Annotated in this window: 26 protein-coding genes; 19 read left to right on the plus strand and 7 right to left on the minus strand. The window is 70.0% G+C overall.

The features are described from left to right. The first annotated feature begins 49 nt into the window (after positions 1-49). From LOY02_RS04390 to LOY02_RS04400, 3 genes are read left to right on the plus strand one after another with little or no spacing between them, the layout of a single operon-like run. Complete coding sequence (locus tag LOY02_RS04390; RefSeq protein ID WP_317181112.1) at positions 50-445, plus strand: GntR family transcriptional regulator; 396 nt, start codon at positions 50-52, stop codon at positions 443-445. After that, the gene (locus LOY02_RS04395; protein ID WP_317181113.1) at positions 442-1,335 is read left to right on the plus strand and encodes an ABC transporter ATP-binding protein; all 894 of its coding nucleotides are present in this window, start codon (positions 442-444) and stop codon (positions 1,333-1,335) included. The genes LOY02_RS04390 and LOY02_RS04395 overlap by 4 nt, the downstream gene beginning before the upstream one ends. Next, positions 1,332-2,384 (plus strand): ABC transporter permease, encoded by a 1,053-nt coding sequence (locus LOY02_RS04400; RefSeq protein ID WP_317181114.1) that lies wholly within the window; start codon positions 1,332-1,334, stop codon positions 2,382-2,384. Before LOY02_RS04395 ends, LOY02_RS04400 begins: the two co-directional genes overlap by 4 nt. Before the next feature lie 30 nt (positions 2,385-2,414). Here LOY02_RS04400 and LOY02_RS04405 read toward each other — a convergent pair whose 3' ends face one another. After that, on the minus strand, positions 2,415-2,780 hold the full coding sequence (locus tag LOY02_RS04405; protein WP_317181115.1) for a metalloregulator ArsR/SmtB family transcription factor: 366 nt from the start codon (positions 2,778-2,780) through the stop codon (positions 2,415-2,417). Between the two features lie 107 nt (positions 2,781-2,887). Between LOY02_RS04405 and arsB the strand changes: the two genes are divergently transcribed. The 4 genes from arsB to LOY02_RS04425 all read left to right on the plus strand — a co-directional run bounded on the left by arsB (position 2,888) and on the right by LOY02_RS04425 (position 5,416). Beyond that, positions 2,888-3,985, plus strand: coding sequence for an ACR3 family arsenite efflux transporter (gene arsB / locus LOY02_RS04410; RefSeq protein ID WP_317181116.1), 1,098 nt, complete (start codon positions 2,888-2,890; stop codon positions 3,983-3,985). A gap of 29 nt (positions 3,986-4,014) precedes the next feature. Continuing rightward, a complete protein-coding gene (locus tag LOY02_RS04415; RefSeq protein ID WP_317181117.1) occupies positions 4,015-4,437 on the plus strand; it encodes an arsenate reductase ArsC in 423 nt (140 codons plus the stop codon). 116 nt (positions 4,438-4,553) lie between these two features. Further along, on the plus strand, positions 4,554-4,904 hold the full coding sequence (locus LOY02_RS04420; protein WP_317181118.1) for a hypothetical protein: 351 nt from the start codon (positions 4,554-4,556) through the stop codon (positions 4,902-4,904). Beyond that, entirely contained in the window at positions 4,901-5,416 is a 516-nt protein-coding gene (locus LOY02_RS04425; RefSeq protein WP_317181119.1) for a flavin reductase family protein, read from the plus strand. Before LOY02_RS04420 ends, LOY02_RS04425 begins: the two co-directional genes overlap by 4 nt. A 53-nt stretch (positions 5,417-5,469) precedes the next feature. Here the strand turns inward: LOY02_RS04425 and LOY02_RS04430 are convergent, their stop codons facing one another. Then, positions 5,470-7,392 carry an acyl-CoA dehydrogenase gene (locus tag LOY02_RS04430; RefSeq protein WP_317181120.1) on the minus strand — a complete coding sequence of 641 codons (1,923 nt, stop codon included), beginning with the start codon at positions 7,390-7,392 and terminating at the stop codon, positions 5,470-5,472. After that, a complete protein-coding gene (locus tag LOY02_RS04435) occupies positions 7,374-8,066 on the minus strand; it encodes a TetR/AcrR family transcriptional regulator (RefSeq protein WP_317181121.1) in 693 nt (230 codons plus the stop codon). Before LOY02_RS04435 ends, LOY02_RS04430 begins: the two co-directional genes overlap by 19 nt. 106 nt (positions 8,067-8,172) lie before the next feature. On the opposite strand from LOY02_RS04435, the gene LOY02_RS04440 reads away from it, so the two are divergent. The 5 genes from LOY02_RS04440 to LOY02_RS04460 all read left to right on the plus strand — a co-directional run bounded on the left by LOY02_RS04440 (position 8,173) and on the right by LOY02_RS04460 (position 13,984). Further along, on the plus strand, positions 8,173-9,492 hold the full coding sequence (locus tag LOY02_RS04440) for an acetyl-CoA C-acetyltransferase (protein WP_317181122.1): 1,320 nt from the start codon (positions 8,173-8,175) through the stop codon (positions 9,490-9,492). A gap of 3 nt (positions 9,493-9,495) precedes the next feature. After that, a complete protein-coding gene (locus tag LOY02_RS04445; protein WP_317181123.1) occupies positions 9,496-10,815 on the plus strand; it encodes a 3-oxoacyl-ACP reductase in 1,320 nt (439 codons plus the stop codon). After that, complete coding sequence (locus LOY02_RS04450; protein WP_317181124.1) at positions 10,812-11,684, plus strand: MaoC/PaaZ C-terminal domain-containing protein; 873 nt, start codon at positions 10,812-10,814, stop codon at positions 11,682-11,684. The genes LOY02_RS04445 and LOY02_RS04450 overlap by 4 nt, the downstream gene beginning before the upstream one ends. Positions 11,685-11,891: 207 nt before the next feature. Continuing rightward, positions 11,892-12,911, plus strand: a complete 1,020-nt coding sequence (locus LOY02_RS04455; protein WP_317181125.1) for a hypothetical protein — start codon at positions 11,892-11,894, stop codon at positions 12,909-12,911. A 32-nt stretch (positions 12,912-12,943) separates the two neighbouring features. Then, entirely contained in the window at positions 12,944-13,984 is a 1,041-nt protein-coding gene (locus tag LOY02_RS04460) for a zinc-dependent alcohol dehydrogenase family protein (RefSeq protein WP_317181126.1), read from the plus strand. Here LOY02_RS04460 and LOY02_RS04465 read toward each other — a convergent pair. Both LOY02_RS04465 and LOY02_RS04470 read right to left on the minus strand, forming a co-directional pair. Then, entirely contained in the window at positions 13,970-14,464 is a 495-nt protein-coding gene (locus LOY02_RS04465) for a hypothetical protein (RefSeq protein WP_317181127.1), read from the minus strand. The two genes, LOY02_RS04460 and LOY02_RS04465, sit on opposite strands and share 15 nt — an antisense overlap. 131 nt (positions 14,465-14,595) lie before the next feature. Beyond that, complete coding sequence (locus LOY02_RS04470; protein WP_317181128.1) at positions 14,596-15,387, minus strand: DUF4328 domain-containing protein; 792 nt, start codon at positions 15,385-15,387, stop codon at positions 14,596-14,598. A gap of 190 nt (positions 15,388-15,577) precedes the next feature. Between LOY02_RS04470 and thrS the strand changes: the two genes are divergently transcribed. From thrS to pdxS, 7 genes are all read left to right on the plus strand, one after another. Next, a complete protein-coding gene (gene thrS, locus LOY02_RS04475) occupies positions 15,578-17,569 on the plus strand; it encodes a threonine--tRNA ligase (protein ID WP_317181129.1) in 1,992 nt (663 codons plus the stop codon). Between the two features lie 584 nt (positions 17,570-18,153). Further along, a complete protein-coding gene (locus LOY02_RS04480; protein WP_317181130.1) occupies positions 18,154-18,735 on the plus strand; it encodes an HIT domain-containing protein in 582 nt (193 codons plus the stop codon). Between the two features lie 70 nt (positions 18,736-18,805). After that, a complete protein-coding gene (gene pgsA / locus LOY02_RS04485) occupies positions 18,806-19,429 on the plus strand; it encodes a phosphatidylinositol phosphate synthase (RefSeq protein ID WP_317181131.1) in 624 nt (207 codons plus the stop codon). After that, complete coding sequence (locus LOY02_RS04490; RefSeq protein ID WP_317181132.1) at positions 19,426-20,424, plus strand: phosphatidylinositol mannoside acyltransferase; 999 nt, start codon at positions 19,426-19,428, stop codon at positions 20,422-20,424. Before pgsA ends, LOY02_RS04490 begins: the two co-directional genes overlap by 4 nt. Continuing rightward, positions 20,421-21,593: a glycosyltransferase family 4 protein gene (locus tag LOY02_RS04495; RefSeq protein ID WP_317181133.1), complete on the plus strand. Its 1,173-nt coding sequence runs from the start codon at positions 20,421-20,423 to the stop codon at positions 21,591-21,593. Before LOY02_RS04490 ends, LOY02_RS04495 begins: the two co-directional genes overlap by 4 nt. Then, the gene (locus LOY02_RS04500; RefSeq protein WP_317181134.1) at positions 21,590-22,156 is read left to right on the plus strand and encodes a hypothetical protein; all 567 of its coding nucleotides are present in this window, start codon (positions 21,590-21,592) and stop codon (positions 22,154-22,156) included. The genes LOY02_RS04495 and LOY02_RS04500 overlap by 4 nt, the downstream gene beginning before the upstream one ends. Before the next feature lie 139 nt (positions 22,157-22,295). After that, positions 22,296-23,216 carry a pyridoxal 5'-phosphate synthase lyase subunit PdxS gene (pdxS, locus tag LOY02_RS04505; protein WP_317181135.1) on the plus strand — a complete coding sequence of 307 codons (921 nt, stop codon included), beginning with the start codon at positions 22,296-22,298 and terminating at the stop codon, positions 23,214-23,216. A 78-nt stretch (positions 23,217-23,294) separates the two neighbouring features. On the opposite strand, the gene LOY02_RS04510 is transcribed toward pdxS, so the two are convergent. Further along, a complete protein-coding gene (locus tag LOY02_RS04510; RefSeq protein WP_317181136.1) occupies positions 23,295-23,765 on the minus strand; it encodes an RsbRD N-terminal domain-containing protein in 471 nt (156 codons plus the stop codon). A 153-nt stretch (positions 23,766-23,918) separates the two neighbouring features. Then, positions 23,919-25,004: kynureninase (locus LOY02_RS04515; RefSeq protein WP_317181137.1), on the minus strand; the 1,086-nt coding region annotated here is incomplete at its 5' end.

Below are 25,004 nucleotides of genomic sequence, written 5' to 3' on the forward strand. Positions count from 1 at the left end.
ACTCACCACCCTGCTTTCCTAGGTACGTAGGAAAGCAGAGGAGCGAGTCATGTTTGTGTTCCGTCTGGAGGGCAAGTCGGGCGTTCCGCCGTACCTGCAGCTGGTCCACCAGGTTCGGCAGGCCGTGCTGGTGGGGTATCTCAAGAACGGCGACCAGTTGCCGATGATCCGTGAGGCGGTCGAGCAGCTGGCGATCAACCCCAACACCGTGTCCAAGGCCTATCGGCAGCTGGAGCAGGAAGGCCTGATTTCGGCCAAGCCCGGCGTCGGGACCTTCGTGACCGGCGCACCGGGGACGGCGATTCCGCCGGCTCGGTATGCCGCGTTGCGACGCGGCCTGGAGCGGTGGCTGACGAGTGCGGAGGAGGCCGGGCTGGACGATGACGCTGTCGCAGCGCTGATCGCCGTCGTCCGCCGGGAGTCGGCTGAGGAGGGTGTCGCGTGACAACGGCGGTGTCGGCCTCAGGACTCGGCAAGCGCTACGGCGCCGTGTGGGCGCTCCGCGACTGCGACCTGGAACTGCCGGCCGGACGGGTCATCGCGCTGGTCGGGCCGAACGGCGCCGGCAAGACGACGCTCCTGCAGCTGGCCAGCGGCCTGATGCGACCCACCACCGGATCGGTCGCCCTCTTCGACGAGCTCGCCCCTGCCGAGTCGTCCCGGGCGCTCGCGCAGCTCGGCTATGTCGCCCAGGACCACCCGCTCTATCCCAGGTTCCGGGTGCGCGACCTGCTCCACCTCGGACGCGCCCTGAACGGTCGGTGGGACCAACGCGTTGCCGAGCGTCGGCTCGCCGACCTCGGCATCCCGCTGGACCGGCTGGCGGGCCGTCTCTCCGGCGGCCAGCAGGCCCAGGTGGCCCTGGCCCTGGCCCTGGCCAAGAGGCCGCGGCTGCTCATCCTGGACGAGCCGGTGGCAAGCCTCGACCCGCTCGCCAGGCGGGAGTTCATGCAGACACTGATGGCCACGGTGGTCCAGGAGGACCTCACCGTCCTGCTTTCTTCTCACAACGTCGCAGAACTCGAACGCGTGTGTGATCACCTGGTGCTCATCACCGCGGGTCGGGTGCAACTGGCGGGCGACATCGACGCACTCCTCGACAGCCACAAGCTGCTGATCGGCCCGCGCGCAGAGGTCCCCGACGGACCGGAGGTCGTCCACGTCGAGCGCGCCGATCGTCATGCGCACGTGGTGGCCCGGATCGGCGCTGCCCACCCGATGCCGGGGTGGGAGCCGCGCACCCTGAGCTTGGAGGACCTGGTCCTGGCCTACCTGAGACGATCACAGACTCGAACCCGACCGGCGCACGATGCAGCGGTGGCGGCGCACTCATGACCTGGCTCATCTGGCGCCAGCACCGCGGGGAGGTCTTCGCGGCCGCGGTCGTCCTGACCGTGCTGGGGGTCCTGCTGTTGGTCCACGGGGTTCCCATGCACGAGGCGCACGAGCGAGATGGGATCGGCGCCTGCCACGTGCAGATCTTCGCCGCCGACCCAGGATCCTGTGTCCAGACGCTGCGGTCCTTCGAGAACAGCTGGGCAGGGCTGCCGGGCCAGTTCGCCGGATGGCTCCCCTTCCTCCCGATGCTGGCGGGAATGATGATCGGTGCCCCGCTGCTGGCGCGAGAGTTCGAGCAGGGAACCTGGCAGCTGGCCTGGACCCAGGGCGTGACCCGCCGCCGCTGGTTGACCAGCAAACTCGCCCTCGTCCTCGGCGGGGTTGGCGCGGTGTCTGTCGCATTCGCCGCAGGTGCCAGCTGGTGGTTCGGCCCGCTGGCTCCACAGCGGTTCACCACGGCGAAGTTCAATCACGCGGTCCTGGTCTTCCCCGCATACGTGATAGTGGCGGTCGCGATCGCAATCCTGGCCGGTGCCGTCGTGCGGCGGACGGTCGTGGCAGCCGCGATCACCGTCGTCGGATACCTGGCTGTGCGGCTCCCGGTCGAGTTCTACCTCCGGCCCCGGTACCGGGAGCCGGCAACGACCGAGGACCCATCGGTGGCGGCGCAGGGCTTGATCGTCCACGACGGCGGGTTCGGCGGACCGGTGCCGGGCTCGGCCGTCGCGCGGGACCAGATCCGTTACCACCCGGATGACCGGTTCTGGGAGTTCCAGCTCATCGAGACGGCGATCCTGCTGTGCATCACGACCCTCCTCCTCGTGACCACTTGGCGCATCGTTCTGGGCAGGAAGGCACGGGCCACGCCAGGCGAGCGGTTCACGCACCTTCTCCTCACACGACGAGGCCGCGTCCGGAACAGGTCGACGACGTCGCAGCCTCCGCCCCCACGAGCCGCCCACAGCGAGGAGCAGCCCACGCCCTCAATCACCCTGCCCCGACCCCGCCCGGTCAGATGGTCGTCGCCGCAACGCTCGACCGGCTGACCTGCTCGGACCGGCAGGCACCGACTTCATTCACGGTCTTCGACCGGCATCCTGTCCGAAGACGCGCGAGAGCTGGGCGAGTCGCTCGGGCACGACGGTGAACCAGGCCCACGACCCCCGCCGCTCCCGCGTGAGCAGACCGGCCTCGGTGAGGACCTTGAGGTGGTGCGAGACGGTCGGTTGGGACAGTCCCACCGACGGGGTGAGGTCGCACGCGCACGCGGAGCCTCCCTCGCTCCCGCGAACCAGGGTGAGCAGCTGGAGCCGCGCCGGGTCTGCGACGGCCTTGAGCAGGGCGGCGAGCTCGTCCGCTTCGTCGCGCTCGAGGGGGAGGGGGTGGGGGACGCCTGCACACTTGGCGATGGCCGACTCGAGGAGCGTGAGCTCGGTCGTCATGTGTTCCACCTCTCGCGTCCGCAGCGGGACACAACATTGACAGCCGTCGATACCGCCTGATTCGATGGTATCGACCACGATCGATACTACCGACAGCGAGCCGCGCGATGAGCCAGCAGTCCGACCTCGCCCCCGCGCGCAGCGAGGACGGGTCCGACGTCGTCACTGCCCGGCTCTCGGTCCTGGACCGGTTCCTGCCGGTGTGGATCGGTGCTGCGATGCTGGCCGGTCTCCTCCTCGGCCGGCTCGTCCCCGGGCTGGGCGAGGCCCTCGGGGCGGTCGAGATCGACGGGGTCTCCCTGCCCATCGCGCTGGGCCTGCTCGTCATGATGTACCCGGTCCTGGCCAAGGTCCGCTACGACCGGCTCGACACGGTGACCGCCGACAAGCGGATGCTGGTCAGCTCGCTCGTGCTCAACTGGCTCATCGGCCCGGCGCTGATGTTCGCGCTCGCCTGGATCTTCCTTCCGGACCTGCCCGCCTACCGCACCGGTCTGATCATCGTCGGACTCGCCCGCTGCATCGCGATGGTCATCATCTGGAACGACCTCGCCTGCGGCGACCGGGAGGCGGCCGCGGTCCTCGTCGCACTCAACTCGATCTTCCAGGTCATCGCCTTCGCCGCCCTCGGCTGGTTCTACCTCTCGGTCCTGCCCGGCTGGCTCGGCCTGGAGCAGGCCACCCTCGATGTGTCGCCCTGGCAGATCGCCAAGTCCGTGCTCATCTTCCTCGGCATCCCGTTGCTCGCCGGCTATCTGTCCCGAACCTGGGGGGAGCGGGCCCGTGGGCGAGCCTGGTACGAGGAGCGTTTCCTGCCCCGGGTCGGACCGTGGGCGCTCTACGGGCTGCTCTTCACCATCGTCATCCTCTTCGCGCTCCAAGGTGACCGGATCACGAGCCGTCCACTCGACGTCGCGCGCATCGCGCTGCCTCTGTTCGCCTATTTCGCCGTCATGTGGGCCGGCGGCTACCTCGTCGGCCGTCTCCTTCGCATGTCCTACGAGCGCACGACGACGCTGGCCTTCACCGCCGCCGGCAACAACTTCGAGCTCGCCATCGCGGTTGCCATCGCCACGTTCGGCGTCACCTCCGGACAGGCCCTGGCCGGCGTCGTGGGCCCGCTCATCGAGGTCCCCGTCCTCGTCGGCCTCGTCTACGTCAGCCTCTGGCTGCGCCGGCGCTTCCCACACCAAGCCACACGCTGACCGCCGCTCACGGCGACCAAGGAGCTCACATGTCCGACAAGCCGTCCGTCCTGTTCGTCTGCGTCCACAACGCAGGCCGCTCACAGATGGCCGCTGCCTACCTGACCGCTCTCTCCGGCGGACAGGTCGAGGTGCGCTCCGCAGGATCTGCCCCGGCCGACCAGGTCAACCCCTCCGCGGTGGCGGCGATGGCCGAGGAGGGGATCGACCTGTCGGCGGAGACGCCGAAGATCCTCACGACCGAGGCGGTCAAGGAGTCCGACGTCGTCATCACGATGGGCTGTGGCGACGCCTGCCCGATCTTCCCCGGCAAACGCTACGAGGACTGGGAAATCGATGACCCGGCAGGCAAGGGCGTCGACGCCGTCCGTCCGATCCGGGACGAGATCCGACGCAGGGTGATCGACCTGATCGATTCCCTCGGTCTCAGCCCGGTGGTCAGGGACGCCTGACGGCGCCGATGGATCCGAGCGGCGGACGCCACGCCGAGGGTGATCTGCTCCCGGCCGCACGTTGTTCGCGCTATCGGGCCTAGACTCGCTCCAGGAAGTGGAAGGCGGTGGCCGACATGGACGCGACAGTGACGAGCCTGTTCATCTACCCGGACTCGGACTCCCCGGCACAGGAGCTGGGGACCGTCGAGATCACGTCCACGGGTCCTGAGGGGAACCGCTCGAAGAAGCACGCGGTCCATCTCGTCTCCGCGGAGGAGTACGTCGAGACGCACCCCAAGGCCAACATCGTCCTCGACGTCGAGCCGGAGGTCCTGGCTTCCCTCGTGGGTTCCGTCGTGCGCGTCGGTGCCTGCACGCTGACCGTCACGAGGAGGCCGGCCCAGTGCGCAGGCGTCTACGCGGACGTGCTCGAGCCGGGTGAGGTGGCGGTCGACGACCGACTCCTCGTCGCGGGACCTGAGTGACGATCCACTCGAGCCACCCCTTCGAGGCGGACGAGGGGGATCGGGACCCGATCCGACGGTTTCGCGGCCGGGTCGGTGGTGCCGTGTCCCTCTGGACGGCGGGGGAGGGGATAGAGCGCACCGGGCTGACCGTGACGTCCTTCCTCGTCGTCGCCGGGGACCCCGCCCGGGTCGTCGTGCTGCTCCACCCGGACACCGACCTGCTCGAGCGGATCGAGGAGACCGCGACCGCCGTGGCCGCCCTGCTCTCGTGGCGGCACCGAGAGCTCGCAGAGGTCTTCGCGGGTCGGTTCCCGGCGCCAGGGGGGCCCTTCCGACACGGAGAGTGGGAGCAGACGGAGTGGGGGCCACGGCTCGCGTCGGCCCCGTCCTGGCTCGGCGTGCGGGTCGACGCGAGGTCACGCCGCGACGTGGGATGGTCGGTGCTCCTCGAGGCGGACGTCGAGCACGTGGAAGTGGGCGAGGAGCCGGAGCCGCTGTTCCACCGTCGCGGGCGCTACGTCACGCTCTGACCGCCGCTCGCACCGCGCCCCTGACGCGCGGCCTGGCCCGCGCTGGCCCGGGGTCAGGAGCCGTCGAGCATCTCGGTCGTGAGGAGTGCCTCGGGCACGCCGAACGCGTCGACGAGGGTCACCGCGTGAGGTCTCAGCTCGGCGCAGATCTCGTTGACGTAGGCGGTCAGGGCCTTCGTCCGGGCCGGGCTGAGCCGGTCGTGCTCGAGGTACCACGCCTTGTGGCGCTCGATGACGCTGAGTGCATGCAGGTCGCAGACCCGCGAGAGCAGGTCCCGCGCCGGACCCTCCTCCGCGTCCTCGACTGCCTCGGCGAACGCCTCGACGACGATCCGCTCCACGTGGGCGACGGCGGTCGCCACGAGGTGGTCCTGGGTGTTGTTGAACGACTCGAAGGTGTCGACGTCGGGTTCGTCGGCACGCCGGAGTCGCGCGGCGAGGCCTTCGATGAGGTGCGCCTCCCGGTCGCAGATGAGGCGCAGCTGGACTCCGCGGTCGGCGAAGGTGGCGTCCTCCTCCCGACCGGGCGCGGCGTCGATAATGCGCTGGACGAGCCCGCGGACGGCGGTGCGCTCCAGGACGGCGCCCGCGGCGACGCGAGCCCCGAAGCGGACGATGCCGGCCGTGTCCAGGTCCCCGAAGGTATCGGCGTACTCGCCGAGGAGGGACTTCGCGACGAGCTGGAGCAGGACGGTGTTGTCGCCCTCGAAGGTTGTGAAGATGTCGGTGTCCGCCTTGAGGAGGGCGAGGCGGTTGGCCCACAGGTAGCCGGCGCCGCCGCAGGCCTCACGGCACTCCTGGATCGTGTCCGTCGCGTGTCTCGTCGTGAGCGCCTTGAGGCCGGCAGCACGCGTCTCCAACTGCCGCACGTCCTGCTCGTCGGTGGTGCGCCCGGCGAGGATGTCGTCCATCGCCGTGACGACCTCGTTCTGGGTGAGCGCGAGCGCGTAGGCATCCGCGATCCGGGGCAGCAGGCGGCGTTGGTGGGTGCGGTAGTCGAGCAGGACCGTCTCGTCGTCCGAGTCGGGTGGTGCGAACTGGGTGCGAGTGTCGCCGTAGCGAGTGGCGATCACGAGCGCCGACCGAGCGGCAGCCCCTGCCCCGCCCGAGACGGAGATGCGTCCCCGGACGAGGGTTCCCAACATCGTGAAGAACCGCTTCGTCGGCTTCTCGATGGGGCTCGCATAGGTGCCGTCGGCGCCGATGTCGCCGTATCGGCCCAGCAGGTTGGCGCGAGGCACGCGCACGTGGTCGAAGACGAGCCGGCCGTTGTCGACCCCCGCGAGGCCGAGCTTGGGACCGCAGTCGGTGATCGTCACGCCACGGAGGGCAGCGCCGTCCTCCGAACGGATGGGGACGAGCACGCAGTGGACTCCCTGCGATGTTCCGTCGACGACGAGCTGGGCGAAGACTGCGGCGAGCCTCCCGTCGCGGGCGGCGTTGCCGATGTAGTCCTTCCGGGCCTCGGCGCTCGGAGTGTGGACGACGATCTCGTCGGTGTCGCGGTCATAGGTCGCCGTCGTGAGCAGGCCCTGGACATCGCTGCCGTGCCCGGTCTCGGTCATCGCGAAGCAGCCGAGCAGCTCTCCGCTGATGATCCGGGGGAGCAGGTGATGATGACGCTCCGTGCCGAGGAGGGCGACGGCGCCGCCGAAGAGACCCCACTGCACCCCTGCCTTGACGAAGAGCGACAGGTCTCCGTGCCCGAGCATCTCGAAGGCGGTGACCGAGTCCGCGAACCGGCCGGAACCGCCCTGGTCCTCGGCGAACCCCCATCCGGGGAAGGGCTCGTCGGCGAGCCGCAGAAGCTGGTCCGTGACCCTCGCGCGGTGCTCGTCCATCGGCAGGGGCTGTGGGGGCGGTCCGACGAGCGATGGGTCCAGGGCCCGACAGTCGTCCCGGATCTGCCGTCGAGGACCGTCGAGGACGCGGCGCAGGTCGTCAGCGAGATCGGAGCTCATGATGGGTGCCTCCATGGGTCAGGACCTTCAGGGGAAAGAGCAGGAGCGAGACCGTGCCACGCCAGCTCCGTCAGCGACTCCACGAGCTCGTCCCGGGGGGGCCTGGGAGACGAGGCCAGCCAGTCGTCGGCCACGGCCTGGACCGACCCGACCAGCGCCACCGCCCAGATCCGGATCGTCGCCGGGGCGATGTCGGACCCGCCGATCGAGGCCTCCAGCATCCCGCTGAGCTGGTCCGTGACGTGGCCGACGAGCGCGCCGACCGGATCGTCCGGGAGGGGTCGGTCGACCATCGGCCGGTTGACCACGAAGCGGTACAGCTCGGGATCTGACTCGACGAGCGAGAGGTAGGCGTCAACGGTGGACGAGATGAGCTCGCGCGGGTCGTGACCGGCGGCAGTGGACCGCTCGAGGGCCGCGGCGACGTCTCCGACGACACGCTGGTCGACCCGCTGGGCCACCGCGCGGTACAGCCCGGCGCGGTCCTCGAAGTGGCGGTAGATCACGGTCTTGCTCGTGCCTGCCTCGCCGGCGATGTCGTCCATCCCCACCCCGGCGCCGTGTCGCCGGATGGCCCGGATGGCCGAGTCGACGAGGCTCGCGCGCCGCTCCTCGCGGTGCCGGACCCAACGGGCCGACCGGCCGTCCGCAACGGGGCGGGGCCGCCGGGGGGTCTCGGCGTTGGTCATGCAGGCAAACTAACAGGTACTCGCTGTATCGACTACCGAGAGTTTCGGTTATGTTGATCTCGAGGCGGACCGCGACGGTCCGCACCCGGACCACCAGGAGAGTTCCATGGCATCCACGTCCCGCAAGCGACCGGCACGGAAGACGCGCCGGGTCGCCGTCCTCGGCGGCAACCGGATCCCCTTCGCCAGAGCGCACGGCGCCTACGCCAATGCGTCCAACCAGGACATGCTCACCGCGGCGCTCGACGGGCTCGTCGCCCGCTACGGCCTGGCGGGAGAGCGGCTCGGTGAGGTCGTCGCAGGAGCGGTGCTCAAGCACGCACGCGACTTCAACCTCACCCGCGAGTCGGTCCTCGGGACGCGTCTCGACCCTCGGACCCCCGCCTACGACATCCAGCAGGCCTGCGGCACCGGTCTCGAGGCCGCGATCCTCGTCGCCAACAAGATCGCTCTCGGCCAGATCGAGTCGGGCATCGCGGGCGGCACGGACACCACGAGCGATGCGCCGATCGCCGTCAGCGAGGGCCTGCGCACGACCCTGCTCGCGGCGAACCGAGCCAAGACCCCGGCGGGCAAGGTCAAGGCGCTCACCGCCTTCCGACCGACCCACCTCGCGCCGTCGATCCCCGAGAACGTCGAAGCCCGCACCGGGATGTCGATGGGGGAGCACATGGCCATCACGGCCGCCCAGTGGGGCATCTCGCGGGAGGAGCAGGACGAGCTCGCGGCCGCCAGCCACCAGAAGCTCGCCGCAGCCTACGAGCGAGGCTTCTTCGACGACCTCATGACCTCTTACCTCGGCCTCACGCGCGACAGCAACCTCCGCCCCGACTCGTCCGTCGAGGCGCTCTCCAAACTGAAGCCGGTCTTCGGCACGGGTGAGAACGCCACGATGACGGCCGGCAACTCCACACCGCTGACCGATGGCGCCTCCTCGGTCCTGCTCGCAAGCGAGGATTGGGCCGAGGCGCACCACCTGAGCCCCCTGGCGTGGTTCGTCGACGGCGAGGCCGCTGCGGTCGACTACGTCCACGGCGACGAGGGCCTGCTCATGGCCCCGACCTACGCCGTGCCGAGGCTGCTCGCGCGCAACGGCCTGACCCTTCAGGACTTCGACTTCTACGAGATCCACGAGGCCTTCGCCTCCACCGTCCTGACGCATCTCAAGGCCTGGGAGGACGAGGAGTACTCCATCAAGAAGCTGGGGCTCGACGGGCCGCTCGGCTCGATCGATCGCAGCAAGCTCAACGTCAACGGGTCCTCGCTCGCCGCGGGCCACCCGTTCGCTGCGACGGGCGGGCGCATCGTCGCCTCGCTCGCCAAGCAGCTCAAGGAGAAGCGCGAGGAGACCGGGCAGCCCGTGCGCGGCCTCGTGTCCATCTGCGCCGCCGGTGGCCAGGGCGTCGTCGCGATCCTGGAGGCCTGAGCGATGGCTGACCTCTTCACCACCCTGATCACGTCCCCCGTGGCCAAGAAGGTGGGTGTGCCACAGCCCACACGGTTGCGCCGCCACACCCCTGGTGACCCACTCGTCGAGGGCCCCGTGCTCGTCGCAGGAGGTGGCCGCTTCGAGAAGTCCCTCACCAGCCGCCTCGAGGAGGCGGGGGTGACGGTGGTCGCCACCGTCGACGACACGACGGAGCGCCTCGGCGCCATCGTCATGGACCTGTCCGCAGCGCTCGACCCCGGTGAGCTGGCCCAGCTCCGCAGCATCGGTGCCCCCGCTGTGAAGCGGTTGGCGAAGAATGCCCGTGTGGTCGTCGTCGGCACCGACCCGGCGACGCTCAGTGACGTCGGCGAGGTCGCCACCCAGCGCGCCCTCGAGGGCTTCAGCCGCTCCCTCGGCAAGGAGCTGCGATTCGGTGCGACCGCCAACCTCGTTCTTGCGCAAGGGGATGCCACGGACGGCGTGCATTCTGCCGTCGAGTTCTTCCTTTCCGGTCGCTCTGCCTACGTCGACGGCCAGGTCGTGCGTGTCGACGAGACGACGGGCACGACCGACGAGACCCTGAGGCCGCTCGCCGGCAAGGTCGCCGTCGTCACGGGCGCAGCCCGAGGCATCGGTGCCGAGATCGCCGCCGTCCTCGCCCGTGACGGCGCGACCGTCGTGGCCGTGGACATGCCGGCAGCGGGGGAGGCCCTCGCCAAGGTGGCCAATGACGTGAGGGGCACGGCCCTGCAGCTCGACGTCACGGCAGCGGACGCCGGCTCCCGGATCGTCGAGCACGCCACACAGCGCCACGGCCGCATCGACATCGTCGTGCACAACGCCGGGATCACCCGCGACAGGCTCTTCGTCAACCTCGACGAGGCCAAGTGGGACAGTGTCATCGACGTCAACCTCGGCTCCATCCTGCGGATGAACGAAGCGATCCTCGGCCAGGGCGGGCTCGGCGAGGGCGGCCGGATCGTGTGCCTGTCCTCCATCGCCGGCATCGCCGGGAACCGCGGGCAGACGAACTACGGCGCGAGCAAGGCCGGGCTCATCGGCCTCGTCACCGCGCTCGCGCCCCAGGTGCGCGACCGGGGCATCACGGTCAACGCCGTCGCCCCCGGCTTCATCGAGACCGAGATGACCGCCAGAGTCCCCTTCGCCACTCGCGAGATGGGCCGCCGGATCAACTCCCTCCAGCAGGGTGGGCTGCCCCGGGACGTCGCCGAGGCCATCGCCTGGCTGAGCCAGCCGGGGGCGGCTGCGGTCACCGGCCAGGTGCTACGGGTCTGCGGCCAGAGCTGGCTCGGGGCATGAGCGGGGTGCCGATGACTCGCGAGATCACCTTCGAGCGGGCTCCTGACCTCAAGCGCGTCTATGCGACGGCGATGGTCACCGGCCGGGCCGCGTCGGGCCCCCTGCCCGACGTTCGCGCGGTCCGCGCCGGGATCCGAGCCGACGTCGACAACCTCGTCGACTACGCCAGGGTGTGCGGCTACACGGTGGGGACCACGCTGCCGCTGACCTACCCCCACCTGCTCGCCTTCCCGCTCCAGATGGTCCTCATGAGCGAGAAGGCGTTCCCCCTCGCCCTGACCGGAGCCGTCCACCTCGAGAACGTCATCACGGCCACCCGCCCGATCGCCGTCGACGAGGTCTTCGACCTACAGGTGTGGGCGGAGAACCTCCGGCCCCACCGTCGAGGTCGGCAGGTCGACCTCGTCTCCGAGGCGATGGTCGACGGCGAGATCGTCTGGCGGGACGTCAGCACCTACCTCGCCAGGGGCACGGAGCACCCGGACGCCGACTCCTCGGAGCCGCCCGCCCTCGACCCGTTGCAGGACGTCCCAGCCGGCCCGACCTGGCGGCTCGGCGAGAACGTCGGTCGCAGGTACGCACGCGTCTCGGGCGACTGGAACCCGATCCACCTCCACGCCCTCACCGCCCGGCCGCTCGGGTTCCCGACCGCGATCGCGCACGGGATGTACCACTACGCACGGGTCGTCGCGGCCCTGGGCCCAGCCCTTCCGGAGTCCGGCCTCACGAGCCACGTGTGGTTCCGCAAGCCGGTGCGGCTGCCCTCGACGGTTCGCCTCCGCACTGCCTTCGAGCCGGCGCGGACCCTCTCGCTCCTCGCCACCGCCAAGGGTGACATCGAGCACGCCGTCATCGAGCACACCTGGTAGACAAACGATTCCGTATGCCGCTGGGCCCGGGCCCGCTGCCAACCGCGGCAAGTGCCCGGCCCGCGGCCCGGCAGACTCGCCGGCCCCGGGCCGGAAGGGCGGTGCGCGACCTCACCATCGCGGAGGAGGTCGGTCTCAACCGCAATGACGAGGCAGCCACGACCATGGATCGATGCCTGGAGGGCGCGTGGACCTGATGCTGGAGGCATGAGCGCAACTCCTCCCTCCTTGACCGCACGGCGTCCCGGCGCCCTTCGGCCGCGTGACGACAGGGTCCACGCGCTGCGTGTCTGGATCTGCGTCGCCACGGTCATCGTCTGCCTGCCGTACACGCTGCTCAAGGCCGCGTGGGTGGCCGGATGGTCCGTCGGGGCCTCCATCGACGGGTTCACCGACACGACGCGGGTCGCCAACGGCGTCACCGGGGCGCTCGACCTCGTCGCGATACTCGTGGCGATCACCTTCGTGGCGCCCTGGGGCCGCCGGATCCCGGCCTTCCTCGTCGCCTTTCCCGCGTGGATCGCCAGCGGACTGCTGGCTCCGGTGGCTGTCGGGTTCGTCATCGGGACACCGCTGCAGCTCGCGACCGGCGGCGACAACCCGTTCACACGCGACGACGGCCTCTCACCGTGGGTCTTCGGCCTCGTGTACGGCGGGTTCGTCCTGCAGGCAGCACTGCTCGTGCCGGGCTTCGTGCTCTACGCGCGGGATCGCTGGTCCGTCGCGACGCGGGGCGGGCGTGCCTCCGGCGGCGCGGGGACGACCCGGCCGCTGCAGAACGTCCTCGGCGGGATCTTCGTCGTGGCCGCGACAGCCTTCGCCGGACTGCAGCTGTCCTGGTCGCTCCAGGGCAGCGGCTCGTATCCGGACCCCAACATCCCCCAGCGCACGCTCTTCGCTGCCTCGGCCCTCGCTGCGCTCGCTGGGGCCGGCGCGACGGTCCGCCTCATGCGAGGGGGCCGCCTCACCCGGCTGCGGCTGGGCACGATCTGGCTCGGTTCCGGCATCACCTTCACGAGCACCCTGAGCGACACGCTCCGCAGCGTCGCCACGGACGCCGGCGCGTGGGGCGCGACGAGCAGCAGCGCGGCGGAGGCGACTCTGATCCTCTTCGTCCTCCTCGGCACCCTGGGTGGCGCGATCGGGGGTGCGATGCGTCTCGTCGAGGAGGAAGGGCTGTCACGGGCCCCGTCCTTCGATCAGGAACCAGGCCGGGGGGTCGGTTAGACAGAGGCCTCCCGACGGGCGACGCTGTCGTCATGGCCGACCGCGACAGAGTCCCCGACATCATGCACGCCTGGGAGACCGTGGGGGCGGGCGGCTCTGGGCGCATCCGCCGGGTGGAGCGCCCGGTCCCGCGGCCCGGCCCCTGGGAAGCCCTCGTGCAGGTCGAGACGTGCGGTGTCTGCCGAACCGACCTGCACGTCACCGAAGGGGACCTGCCTGAGCGCCACCCGCACGTCGTGCCGGGGCACGAGGTCGTCGGGCGGGTCGTCGCACTCGGCGATGCCACGAGTCGACTGGCGGTCGGCGACCGCGTCGGCATCGCGTGGCTCCGTGGCACCTGCGGCTCCTGCCGCTGGTGCCGGTCGGGGCGAGAGAACCTCTGTCGTTCGGCGACGTTCACTGGGTGGGACGAGGACGGCGGTTACGCCGACTTCGCCACGGTCCCAGAGGCCTTCGCCTACCGCATTCCACCGGAGCTCCCCGCTGAGCAGGCTGCTCCACTCCTCTGCGCCGGGATCATCGGCTACCGCGCCCTGCGTCGGGCGGCGGTGCCGCCCGGTGGGCGTCTCGGCATCTACGGCTTCGGCGCGAGTGCCCACCTGACCGCCCAGCTCGCCCTGGCCCAAGGCGCTGAGGTGCACGTCCTCACCCGGGGCGAGGAGGCGCGACAGCTGGCGCTCGAGCTCGGGGCGGCCTCGGCCGGGCCGGCGAACGGGATGCCGCCGGTGCCGCTCGACGCCTCGATCCTCTTCGCCCCTGCCGGCGACCTCGTGCCCGTGGCCCTTGCCGGTCTCGAGCAGGGCGGCACGCTGGCCCTCGCCGGCATCCACGTCAGTGACATCCCGGTCCTGGACTACCAGGCGCACCTCTTCCGGGAGCGGACCCTCACGTCGGTCACGGCCAACACCCGGCAGGACGGGGAGGAGCTGCTCGCCCTCGCCGCGCGTCTGGGCATCCGGTCGACCGTGTCCACCTACGGGTTCGACGACGCAGACCAGGCCCTGGACGACCTGTCCCAGGGCCGGTTCGCCGGCGTTGCCGTGCTCACCGAGGAGCTCTCAGCAGCGCAGTGACGTCATGCCCTGCGACGACTCGGCGCCGAGGCGGTAGAGCTTTCCCCACCCCCGGGTGCACAGGTTGACGGTGCGGACCGGCTTGGACCAGGTCAGCCGCTGACGGTTCGGTCCGATCACGTAGCCGCGGGTCTCGTCCTCTCCCTTGACCGCGATGCCGACCTGGGCCCGGTAGCCGAAGCCGCGAACGTGGTACTGCTGCCAGACGTAGGTGGACGCGAAGTTCATCCAGGCCCAGCCACGGGCGTCCCGGCAGTAGCCGAGGTACTGCCGGACGGTGAAGGCGGCCATGCCCTTGTCCCAGACGACCTTCTTCGTGCCGATCTGGTGGATCGACGTGGTCCGGCACGAGATGCCGGAGATCGCCGTCGTGTTCGTCAGTGATGCCGCCGGTGCGGCAGAGGCCGGTGCTGCGGTGAGGACGCCGCCCGCGAGCAGCGCCGCGGAGGCCGCCAGTGTGGCGGTGCGGAGTGCGTTCATGTCAGGTAACCCCCTGGTTCCGTCGCTGGGCTCCACTCGTGTGGTGGGCCGATCGGCCCGGAACCCATACCTGCAGGACGTTGTCTCGACCCGCGAAGGTTGCGTGCAGGACAGGCGGCTCCCCGGTCTGATCAGCGTCTGGCCATGGCCATGACTCCGAGCACGACGACGATGAGCACGGCGCCCGTCCCCGCCGTGATTCCCGACGTCCAGGCATCGACGGTCAGCGAGGTCTCGACAGCCCCGAGGACCTCGTCTGCGCCACTCGCCGCATCGAGCCGACGGTCGGCATCCCGGTTGATCACGTTGGCCAGCGCCATCAGCAGCCAGCCGATCCACCACAGCATGATCAACGGAGGCGTGCCCAACAGACCACGCGGTGTGCTCAGGTCGCGGGCGCGCGCCGCGTCCACGCCGTGCCAGAGCTGGGTGAGCGCCTTGCCACCGAGGACGAGGTTTGCCACCGGTATGAACCAGCCACCGACCGCCAGGCCACCGCGGAGCCGCTGCTGGCCCGGATCAGAACGGTCCGACCTCCAGACGAACCCGAGCCAGCTGACGAAGACGATCGCCGTTGCGACGTAGGACGCCACGAGGAGCGCCGGCATGAGGTCCGCCCGTGCCGCGAGGGCCACCAGCCCGTCGACATCGCCGCGTTCAAGCATCGTGAGACCTCGAAGGTCGAACCAGACGTTGGCCAGGTGCGCCACGATGGTCGCCGCCAGCAACCCGACCGTGACGCGGCCGAGGACGTCCACCGCCGGACTCCAGGGCTTCCGCCATGACGCAGCCATCGGGTGCAGCGGGGGCGGACTGCCTGCGTGACTTGCGGCCGCGTTCTGCCCCGGTGGCGGCGGCAGCACCCCGGGCGTTCTCGACATGAGGTCGGGGGGCTGCGGGTCGAGCGGGGTCTGCGGGTCCAAGATCTCGTCCTCCCTGTGCGTTGGCGGACGAAACCTACCGACATCCGGCGCAAGGTGCATCACGAGATTCGGCCCGGCCGCTGCGGGAGCACCTGACCTGCGGTTTCGTGGCTCACCCCGCCCAGTGGATACCCTTGAGCGCGACCGCGCCCAGCGGCATACGACCATGTCTTCTCGAGGAGAGTCCACCGTGTCTGCACAGATCAGCGTCACCATCGCCGGGAGCGAGCGATCGGTCGACGCGCAGACGACGGCCGGCGACCTCTTCGAGCAGGTAGGTGACGTCGGCCGGGTCGTCGTGGCCCGGGTCAACGGCGAGCTGAGAGACCTGTTCCATGTCCTCGAGGACGGTGACGTCGTCGAGCCGGTGACCATCGACTCCGAGGACGGGCTCGCGGTCCTGCGTCACTCCACGGCGCACGTCCTGGCCCAGGCCGTCCAGTCGATCAACCCGGACGCCAAGCTCGGGATCGGCCCGCCCATCCGAGACGGCTTCTACTACGACTTCGACGTCGCGACGCCGTTCCACCCCGACGACCTCAAGGCCCTCGAGAAGGCCATGCAGAAGATCATCAACGAGGGCCAGACCTTCGCACGGCGGGTCGTCAGCGAGGACGCCGCCCTGACGGAGCTCGCCCACGAGCCCTACAAGTGCGAGCTCGTCGGGCTCAAGGGCGGCGCGAGCGAGGCGGCCGAAGGCGCGAGCGTCGAGGTCGGTGGGGGAGAGCTGACGATCTATGACAACGTCCGCCGCGACGGCACCCGCGCGTGGGGCGACCTGTGTCGAGGTCCGCACGTCCCGAGCACCAAGGTCATCGGCAACGCCTTCAAGCTGATGCGCGTCGCCGCCGCGTACTGGCGCGGCTCCGAGCAGAACCCACAGCTCCAGCGGATCTACGGCACTGCCTGGCCCGACAAGGACGCCATGCGCGCCTATCTCGACCGGCTTGCCGAGGCTGAGCGTCGCGACCACCGCAAGCTCGGCGCGGAGCTCGACCTCTACAGCTTCCCGGACGAGCTCGGCTCGGGCCTGCCCGTCTTCCACCCCAAGGGCGGGGTCATCAAGCGCGAGATGGAGGACTACGTCCGCCGCCGCCACATCGAGGAGGGTTTCGACTACGTCGGGACCCCTCACATCAGCAAGGACGGGCTGTTTCACACGTCCGGGCATCTGCCCTACTACGCCGACACGATGTTCCCGCCCATGGAGATGGAGGGCGCGGAGTATCGCCTCAAGGCGATGAACTGCCCGATGCACAACCTCATCTTCACGTCCCGTGGCCGCTCCTACCGCGAGCTGCCGCTCCGGTTCTTCGAGTTCGGCTCGGTGTACCGCTTCGAGAAGTCCGGCGTGGTGCACGGCCTGACGCGCGTGCGCGGCCTGACCATGGACGACTCGCACTCCTACGTCACCGAGGAGCAGGCGCCGGCTGAGATCAAGCACCTGCTCGACTTCATCCTCGGGCTGCTCCAGGACTTCGGGCTCACGGACTTCTACCTGGAGCTGTCGACCCGCGACGAGGCCGGCGCCAAGAAGGACAAGTTCATCGGCACGGAGGAGCAGTGGCAGGTCGCCACCGCCGTCCTCGAGAAGGTCGCGACCGAGTCCGGCCTCGAGCTCGTTCCCGACCCCGGGGGTGCTGCCTTCTACGGGCCCAAGATCTCCGTCCAGGCCAAGGACGCGATCGGACGCACCTGGCAGATGTCGACGATCCAGTACGACTTCAACCAGCCCGAGCGGTTCGGGCTGGAGTACCAGGCCGCGGACGGATCCCGCCAGCAGCCGGTCATGATCCACTCGGCGAAGTTCGGCTCCATCGAGCGGTTCCTCGGGGTTCTCGTCGAGCACTACGCCGGAGCCTTCCCGGTCTGGCTCTCGCCCGTCCAGGTCCTCGGGGTGCCCGTCGCGGACGAGTACGCCGACTACCTCCGGGAGGTCCTCGACCGGCTCCGCCGCAAGGGCGTCCGGGTGGAGCTCGACGCGAGCGACGACCGCTTCCCGAAGAAGATCCGCAACGCGTCGAAGTCCAAGGTGCCCTACGTGCTCATCGCGGGGGAGGACGACCGGGCCGCAGGGGCCGTGTCGTTCCGGTTCCGCGACGGGTCACAGAAGAACGGCGTGCCCATCGACGAGGCGATCACCGAGATCCTCACGGCGATCGAGACGCGCGCGCAGGTCTAATCACCCCAGTCGCTCTGGTCACGGCCCGATCCAGGTGGCCGGACAGTGACCCCGCGATGTGTCGACCCCTATGAACTCTGCCCGGCAACCGCCGGTCCGACGCCCTCGCTGATGGTCGGGCCCTGAAGGTGGGGCCCTGACGATCGCACTGTCGGACCGGACCGGTGGTCGATAGCAGACGACTCGCCGACAAGTCCGGGCGACACGCCGGCCGCGGGAGGAAAAGTCGCGGAAGGGGTTGCCAAAGGGTGAACGCTGGGCTACAACTGAACTACTGAACCGCTTCGGCGGATCAGTTCTTCCTCACTTCGGTGACGGAAGAGGAAGGCCCGGGAACTCATACTTCCCGGGCCTTCACCTTCCTTGTGGAAGGCACCGGACACCGGTCCCGCGGCTCTCACACCCGCGGGGCCGTTCCGCGTCGGCACCGACGAGCCGGGTCGACGAGTGCGGCTGCCCCGGGCGCATCAAGGCCCTGCGGTCTCACACACCGCAGGGCCTCTCATATTGAACCCGTTCGGACGCCAGATGCTCAAACCGACACGCATCTGAAGCGAACTCGGCCACCGCATAGGATGCGGCCCATGAGGGAGCAGGGGAGCGACAGGACGGCCCCGGACGACGGGTCGGGGATCGAGGACCACGCCACCTTCGCCCATGTCGACGACGGGTTCCAGCGGCTGTGGACCCCGCACCGGATGGCCTACATCATCGGTGAGAAGCCGACCGATGCGCCCGGCTCCGGATGTCCCTTCTGCGTCGCCCCGGACAAGAGTGACGAGGACGGTCTCATCGTCCACCGTGGCCGGCACTGCTACGTCGTGATGAACCTCTTCCCCTACAACCCGGGCCACCTGCTGATCTGCCCCTACCGTCACGTCTCGCTCTACGTCGACCTCACCGACGAGGAGACGGTGGAGTTCAGCGCCTTGACCAAGGCCGCCATCCGGGCCCTCGAAGCCGCCTCTGGCCCGCACGGCTTCAACCTCGGCATGAACCAGGGCGCCGTGGCCGGGGCCGGTGTCGCTGCCCACCTTCACCAGCACGTCGTGCCCCGATGGGGCGGCGACTCGAACTTCCTGCCCATCGTCGGCCAGACGAAGGCCCTGCCCGTCCTCCTGGAGGACACCCGCCAGCGTGTGCTCGCGGCATGGCCGTCGGACTGACGGCGAATCGCCAGGCTGCCCGCCCCGGTCGGCCGTGACCTGAGCGTCCGGTCAGTAGGGTGGACCCACCATGCTCAACAGATTCCTCCGCGCGAGCGTCACCAAGATCCTCGGTCCGATCGCCCACCTCTTCCTCAGGCTCGGCATCAGCCCGGACATCGTGACCGTCGTCGGCACGGTCGGAGTCAGCGCCGGCGCGCTCTTCTTCTTCCCACGCGGCGAGCTGTGGATCGGTGTCCTGGTCATCACCGCCTTCGTCTTCTCCGACACGATCGACGGCATCATGGCGCGCCAGTCCGGGGCGCCGACCAAGTGGGGCGCCTATCTCGACTCGACGCTCGACCGCATCGGCGACTCCGCCGTCTTCGGCGGTCTGGTCCTCTTCTACGCAGGCCGCGGGGACAACAGCCTCATGGCCGGGCTCGCCCTGGCCTGCCTCATCCTCGGCAGCGTCGTCTCGTACGCACGGGCCCGGGCCGAAGGGCTCGGCTTCACCGCCTCCGTGGGGATCGCGGAGCGCGCCGATCGGCTCGTCGCCGTCCTCGTCGCGGCCTTCTTCGCGGACCTGTTCGACTCGACCGTCCTGCTCGGTGTCGTCCTCGCGCTGCTCGCCGTCGCCAGTCTGGTCACGGTCCTGCAGCGGATCATCACCGTGCGCTCGCAGGCACTCGCCACCGGGGAGGTCAACCCTTGACCGGCGGTCGCGGCGCCGCCGGACTCACCGACCACGTCAACGACCAACCCACCGACAGGCTCACGCACCGGCTCACCGACCTGCTCACCGTCGGCGGGTTCAAGCTCGGCTGGCGCGCGGTGCGGGCGCTGCCCGAGCCGGCCGCCTACGGACTGTTCAACCGGATCGCCGACCTCAGCGTGCGGCGAGGTGGCAAGCGGGTCGACCGGCTCCGATCCAACTACCGCAGAGCCCGGCCGGAGCTCGACGAGCCCGCTCTCGATGCGCTGGTCCGTGCGGGGATGCGGTCATACATGCGGTACTACTGCGAGGCATTCCGTCTCCCGTCGCTGAGCCGGGACCAGATCGACCGGGCCGTGGTCTGCCACGGCGACGCGGAGGTGCGCCGTCTCACCGCGAGGGGGGAGACGGTCATCGCCTTCGTCGGCCATCTCGGCAACTTCGACCTCGCAGCCGCCTGGGCCGCCGGTCAGCTCGCTCCCGTGACCACTGTGGCCGAGCGCCTCGAGCCCGAGGCTGTGTTCGAGGAGTTCGTCTCCTTCCGCAACGCCATCGGGATGGACATCATCCCGCTGACCGGCGGGGAGGACCCCTTCGCGGCCCTCGTCCGGACCGCCCGCGCAGGGGGGCGCCTCATCGCGCTCGCCAGCGACCGGGACCTGACGAGCAACGGCGTCGAGGTCGAGCTGGTGGATCACCCTGCGCGGATGGCCAAGGGTCCCGCGGTCCTCTCCCTGCTCACGGGCGCCCCGCTCTTCGCCGCCTCTATCCACTACGAGCCGGCCCCGAAGGCAAGCAGTCTCGGAGGCTACCGGACGGTCATCCAGTTCAGCGACCAGCTTCGTCCGCGGGTGGCCGGGACGACCGCTGACAAGGCCCGAGACCTCATCCAGCAGTGCGCTGACCACCTCTCGCCCGCGATCCGGGCCCACACGTCGAGCTGGCACATGCTCCAGAGGGTTTTCGTCGAGGACCTGTCGGACGGCACGTCATGAGAATCGGCATCGTCTGCCCCTACTCGTTCGACGTCCCCGGGGGAGTGCAGTTCCACGTCCGTGACCTCGCTGAGCACTTCATCGGCGAGGGCGAGCACGTGTCGGTGCTCGCCCCCGCAGACAGCGAGACGGCGCTACCCGACTACGTCGTCTCAGCGGGGCGGGCCACGGCGGTCCGCTACAACGGCTCGGTCGCGCGCCTCAACTTCGGACCGGTGACGGCGAACAGGGTCGGCAAGTGGCTCGACCAAGGGCATTTCGACGTCCTCCATCTCCACGAACCGGTGACCCCGAGCATCAGCGTCATCGCCCTCATGACGGCCGACGGCCCCATCGTCGCGACGTTCCACTCGTCGATGATCCGGTCCCGCACGATGCAGACCGCCTACCCCATCGTCCGCCCGTCCCTCGAGAAGGTCGCAGCGCGGATCGCGGTGAGCGAGGATGCCCGCCGCACGGTGACGACGCACTTGGGCGGCGACGCCGTGGTCATCCCCAACGGCGTCTACGTCGAGCGGTTCGCCTCGGCGCCCAAGAGGCCGGAGTGGACAAGCACCCCGGAGCGGCCGACGATCGCCTTCCTCGGGCGGATGGGCGAGCCGCGCAAGGGCCTGCCGGTGCTCGTCGCGGCCCTGCCGAGGGTGCTCGACCGGGTGCCCGGGCTGCGCGTCCTCATGGCCGGCCCCGGTGATGCCAACGAGGTCACCGCGGGATGGCCGGATCGGGTGCGGCAAGCCGCGGAGTTCCTCGGCGCGGTCTCCGACGAGGAGAAGGCCGCGCTCCTCGCGTCGGTGGACGTCTACGTGGCCCCCAACACGGGCGGCGAGAGCTTCGGGATCATCCTCATCGAGGCGATGTCGGCGGGCGCCTGCGTCCTCGCGAGCGACCTTCCCGCGTTCTCGCGGGTGCTCGACGGCGGGGCGGTCGGCGCGATGTTCCGCAACGAGGACCCCGCAGACCTCGCCGACGAGCTCATCGGCCTCCTCGAGGACCCCGAGCGCCGTCGCGTACTGGCCTCCCGGGGCCGGGTCCGGGCCAACCTCTTCGACTGGTCGGTCGTGGCCGACCAGATCCGGGCGGTCTACGAGACCGTCATCGAGGGTCGGATCGCGGCCCAGGCGGAGCCGTCGACGAGGTGGAACCGCTTCCTGCGCGGCGGTGGCCGATGAGCGAAACCCTCTCGTGGATCTTCGCGATCCTCTTCGTCCTCGTCGTCATCGCGTGGTACCTCACCTACACCGCGGCCCGGCTCGACCGGCTCCACGTCCGGCTCACCGGCACCCTGGCGGCTCTCGACGCGCAGCTGGTCCGGCGGGCCGAGGCTTCGCTGGAGCTGGCCAACAGCGGGCTGCTCGACGGCGCCACGTCACTCATCCTGGCCAACGCCGCTGCCCAGTCCCTCGAGAACCCGGGGGAGCACGGCGAGATCCGAGAGCTCGTCGAGAACGACCTGACGGAGGCCCTCCAGGTCTCCCTCACCGAGCCGACCTGTGCAGCGATCCGTGACGTCGGTCCGCTCGGGATCGACCACCTCGCACGACTCCGTTCTGCGTGCACCCGCGTCGAGCTCGCCCGGCGCTTCCACAACGATGCCGTGACCGATGTCCGACGAGTGCGGCGCAAGTGGGTCGTGCGCATCTTCCGGCTCGCCGGACACACCCCCATGCCGCTGACCGTCGAGTTCGACGCCGCGATGCCACCGGGTCTGGCGGTACCCGAGCCGGCTTCCTGAGGTCCTTCGCGAGGCGACGGACCCTCGATTTGTCGTGGCTCGCCGGGCCAGGGTCCCGGGCGGGCACATCCTGGTCGAGGGGACCGATCCGTTGGGCCTACGATTCTTGGCAACCACCGAGCACGAAAGCAGGACGATCGTGAGCACTCCCGAGACCCAGTCTCACCCCCAGCCCCAGACGGGCACCGGCACCCCCCGCGTCAAGCGGGGCATGGCCGAGATGCTCAAGGGCGGCGTCATCATGGACGTCGTCACCCCGGAGCAGGCCAAGATCGCCGAGGACGCCGGCGCCGTCGCGGTGATGGCGCTCGAGCGCGTCCCCGCCGACATCCGCGCCCAGGGCGGCGTCTCCCGGATGAGCGACCCCGACATGATCGACGCCATCATCGCCGCCGTGTCGATCCCCGTCATGGCGAAGGCCCGCATCGGCCACTTCGTCGAGGCCCAGGTCCTGCAGAGCCTGGGAGTCGACTACATCGACGAGTCGGAGGTGCTCACTCCCGCCGACTACGCCAACCACATCGACAAGTGGAGGTTCACCGTGCCCTTCGTGTGCGGCGCGACGAACCTCGGGGAGGCTCTGCGCCGCATCACCGAGGGTGCCGCGATGATCCGCTCCAAGGGCGAGGCCGGCACCGGCGACGTCTCCAACGCGACGACGCACATGCGCCAGATCCGAGCCGAGATCCGCCGCCTCCAGAACCTGCCCGAGGACGAGCTCTACGTCGCCGCCAAGGAGCTCCAGGCGCCCTACGAGCTCGTCGCGGAGATCGCGCGTGACGGCAAGCTGCCCGTCGTCCTCTTCACGGCGGGGGGCATCGCGACGCCGGCCGATGCGGCGATGATGATGCAGCTCGGCGCCGAGGGCGTCTTCGTCGGGTCCGGCATCTTCAAGTCCGGCAACCCCGCACAGCGCGCCGAGGCGATCGTCAAGGCGACGACCTTCCACGACGACCCCGACGTCATCGCCAAGGTCTCGCGCGGCCTGGGCGAGGCGATGGTCGGCATCAACGTCGACGACATCCCGCAGCCGCACCGGCTCGCCGAGCGCGGCTGGTGAGGTAGGCACAACCACGAGCAGGCCGTATGCCGCTGGGCTGACTCAGCCCAGCGGCATACGTCCACAGATGGCTGGCCGTCAGGCCTCGGTGGTGCCCTCCTCGACGCCAGAGAAGAGCGCCTTGAGGTTCAGCGAGGGGACGTGCTTCTGCGAGGCGAGCGAGACGTACTTGCGCGCCACCGTGTCCTTGCCGAAGCCAAGGACCGTGCTCAGCAGACCGATCGCCTCGGCGAGCTCGCCCGGCGGCTCCGAGCCGACGACCCGCCGCCACATGGCCTCCTCGAGCGAGTTGAAGGCCATCTGCACCTCGGAGATGTCGAAGCCGGCGTCGAAGCGCTCGATCGCGATCCGGTCGGCATAGGCGCTCAGCGGCGCAAGGCTGCGCGTCTCGATGGCTCCGACGACAAGGTCGAACAGCTTGGCCAGCCGCTCGCGCGTGAACGCCTCGCCTGCCTTCTCGTAGTGGCTCACGTGTGAGCGCTGCAGGTCAGCGAACGCCTCGTCGAGGATCTCCGCCTCGGACTCCCGAAGCAACGTGTCGAGCTTCATGTGCTACCTCCCCTTGCGTTGGCCCCATCGTTCCACCCCCGGTCCAGACTGGCGTGAAACGTGACAAACGCAATGTCCGCACCCCCTCAGCACACGCGGCCACCGCTGCTGCACCGCAACGGTGCACGCACCCAGCGGAAGCGTGGTGCGCGGTCACGTGACGGCGCCGCGTCGCGCGAACTCCGCTCGCTCGTACTCGTGGTCCTCGAGGACCTCACGGACGTGCGCCGCGGCCCTGACCGCGTCGACGTGCGTGACGTAGAGCGGGGCGAAGCCGAGGCGCACGATGTCTGGCTCGCGGTAGTCGCCGATGACACCACGCGCGATGAGAGCCTGGACGACTGCGAAGGCCTGCGGGTGGCGCAAGGAGACCTGGGACCCACGGCGCTCGGGCGCGCTCGGAGTCGCCACGGCGAGGTGGACGCCGATCGCTTCCAGGGACTCGAGGAAGGTGGAGGTCAGCGAGAGCGACTGGGCTCGGACGTCGGCCATCGACAGGGCGTCGAAGGCCTCGAGTGCCGCCTCCAGGGCCAGGACCGAGAGCATCGGGGGAGTGCCGACGCGCAGGCGGTCGATGCCCGGCGCCGGCTCGTAGTCCCGGGCCATCTCGAACGGTCTCGCGTGGCCGAACCACCCCGTGAGCGGCTGGTCGAAGGCCTGCTGGTGACGGGCCGCGACGTAGATGAACGACGGCGCCCCCGGGCCACCGTTGAGGTACTTGTAGCCGCAGCCGACCGCCACGTCGGCCCCGCCCTCGTCGAGTCGCACGTCGAGGGCGCCGGCGGAGTGGCACAGGTCCCAGCAGGCGAGACCGCCGACAGCGTGGGCGGCGGCGGTGATGCCCTCGAGGTCCCACAGCTCGCCGGTCGCGTAGTCGACGCTGGAGTACGCCGCGACAGCGAGGTCGCCGCCGAGCTCCGCGATGGCTCGCGGCGCCTCGGCGGGGGGCACCCGTCGGACCTCGAGCCCCTCGACCCGCGCCGCGGCCTCGGCCAGGTAGAGGTCGGTCGGGAAGGAGGCGGGGTCGGTGAGCACGACCCCGCGCCCCGGGCGGAGCCGCGCCGCACCGACGATCGCCTTGAAGAGGTTGACCGAGGTCGAGTCGGTGACGACGACCTGACCCGGCGCGGCGCCGACCAGCCCACCGATACGGTCACCCACCCTCGTCTGTGCCCCCCACCAGTCGGCCTCGTTCCAGGACCGGATGAGCCGCTCGCCCCACTCCTGCTCGATGACCCG

Origin of the sequence: Intrasporangium sp. (genome assembly GCF_032907665.1) — a bacterium.
Lineage (GTDB): Bacteria > Actinomycetota > Actinomycetes > Actinomycetales > Dermatophilaceae > Intrasporangium.

Excerpts from the sequence above, each read along its gene's own strand:
- LOY02_RS04430 (WP_317181120.1), bottom strand. The coding sequence starts at position 7,392 with ATGGAGGCACCCATCATGAGCTCCGATCTCGCTGACGACCTGCGCCGC.
- LOY02_RS04455 (WP_317181125.1), top strand. The coding sequence starts at position 11,892 with ATGAGCGCAACTCCTCCCTCCTTGACCGCACGGCGTCCCGGCGCCCTT.
- pgsA (WP_317181131.1), top strand. The coding sequence starts at position 18,806 with ATGCTCAACAGATTCCTCCGCGCGAGCGTCACCAAGATCCTCGGTCCG.
- LOY02_RS04435 (WP_317181121.1), bottom strand. The coding sequence starts at position 8,066 with ATGACCAACGCCGAGACCCCCCGGCGGCCCCGCCCCGTTGCGGACGGC.
- arsB (WP_317181116.1), top strand. The coding sequence starts at position 2,888 with ATGAGCCAGCAGTCCGACCTCGCCCCCGCGCGCAGCGAGGACGGGTCC.
- LOY02_RS04460 (WP_317181126.1), top strand. The coding sequence starts at position 12,944 with ATGGCCGACCGCGACAGAGTCCCCGACATCATGCACGCCTGGGAGACC.
- LOY02_RS04405 (WP_317181115.1), bottom strand. The coding sequence starts at position 2,780 with ATGACGACCGAGCTCACGCTCCTCGAGTCGGCCATCGCCAAGTGTGCA.
- LOY02_RS04465 (WP_317181127.1), bottom strand. The coding sequence starts at position 14,464 with ATGAACGCACTCCGCACCGCCACACTGGCGGCCTCCGCGGCGCTGCTC.
- LOY02_RS04440 (WP_317181122.1), top strand. The coding sequence starts at position 8,173 with ATGGCATCCACGTCCCGCAAGCGACCGGCACGGAAGACGCGCCGGGTC.
- LOY02_RS04445 (WP_317181123.1), top strand. The coding sequence starts at position 9,496 with ATGGCTGACCTCTTCACCACCCTGATCACGTCCCCCGTGGCCAAGAAG.
- LOY02_RS04510 (WP_317181136.1), bottom strand. The coding sequence starts at position 23,765 with ATGAAGCTCGACACGTTGCTTCGGGAGTCCGAGGCGGAGATCCTCGAC.
- LOY02_RS04480 (WP_317181130.1), top strand. The coding sequence starts at position 18,154 with ATGAGGGAGCAGGGGAGCGACAGGACGGCCCCGGACGACGGGTCGGGG.
- LOY02_RS04400 (WP_317181114.1), top strand. The coding sequence starts at position 1,332 with ATGACCTGGCTCATCTGGCGCCAGCACCGCGGGGAGGTCTTCGCGGCC.
- LOY02_RS04415 (WP_317181117.1), top strand. The coding sequence starts at position 4,015 with ATGTCCGACAAGCCGTCCGTCCTGTTCGTCTGCGTCCACAACGCAGGC.
- LOY02_RS04390 (WP_317181112.1), top strand. The coding sequence starts at position 50 with ATGTTTGTGTTCCGTCTGGAGGGCAAGTCGGGCGTTCCGCCGTACCTG.
- LOY02_RS04495 (WP_317181133.1), top strand. The coding sequence starts at position 20,421 with ATGAGAATCGGCATCGTCTGCCCCTACTCGTTCGACGTCCCCGGGGGA.
- LOY02_RS04500 (WP_317181134.1), top strand. The coding sequence starts at position 21,590 with ATGAGCGAAACCCTCTCGTGGATCTTCGCGATCCTCTTCGTCCTCGTC.
- LOY02_RS04450 (WP_317181124.1), top strand. The coding sequence starts at position 10,812 with ATGAGCGGGGTGCCGATGACTCGCGAGATCACCTTCGAGCGGGCTCCT.
- LOY02_RS04420 (WP_317181118.1), top strand. The coding sequence starts at position 4,554 with ATGGACGCGACAGTGACGAGCCTGTTCATCTACCCGGACTCGGACTCC.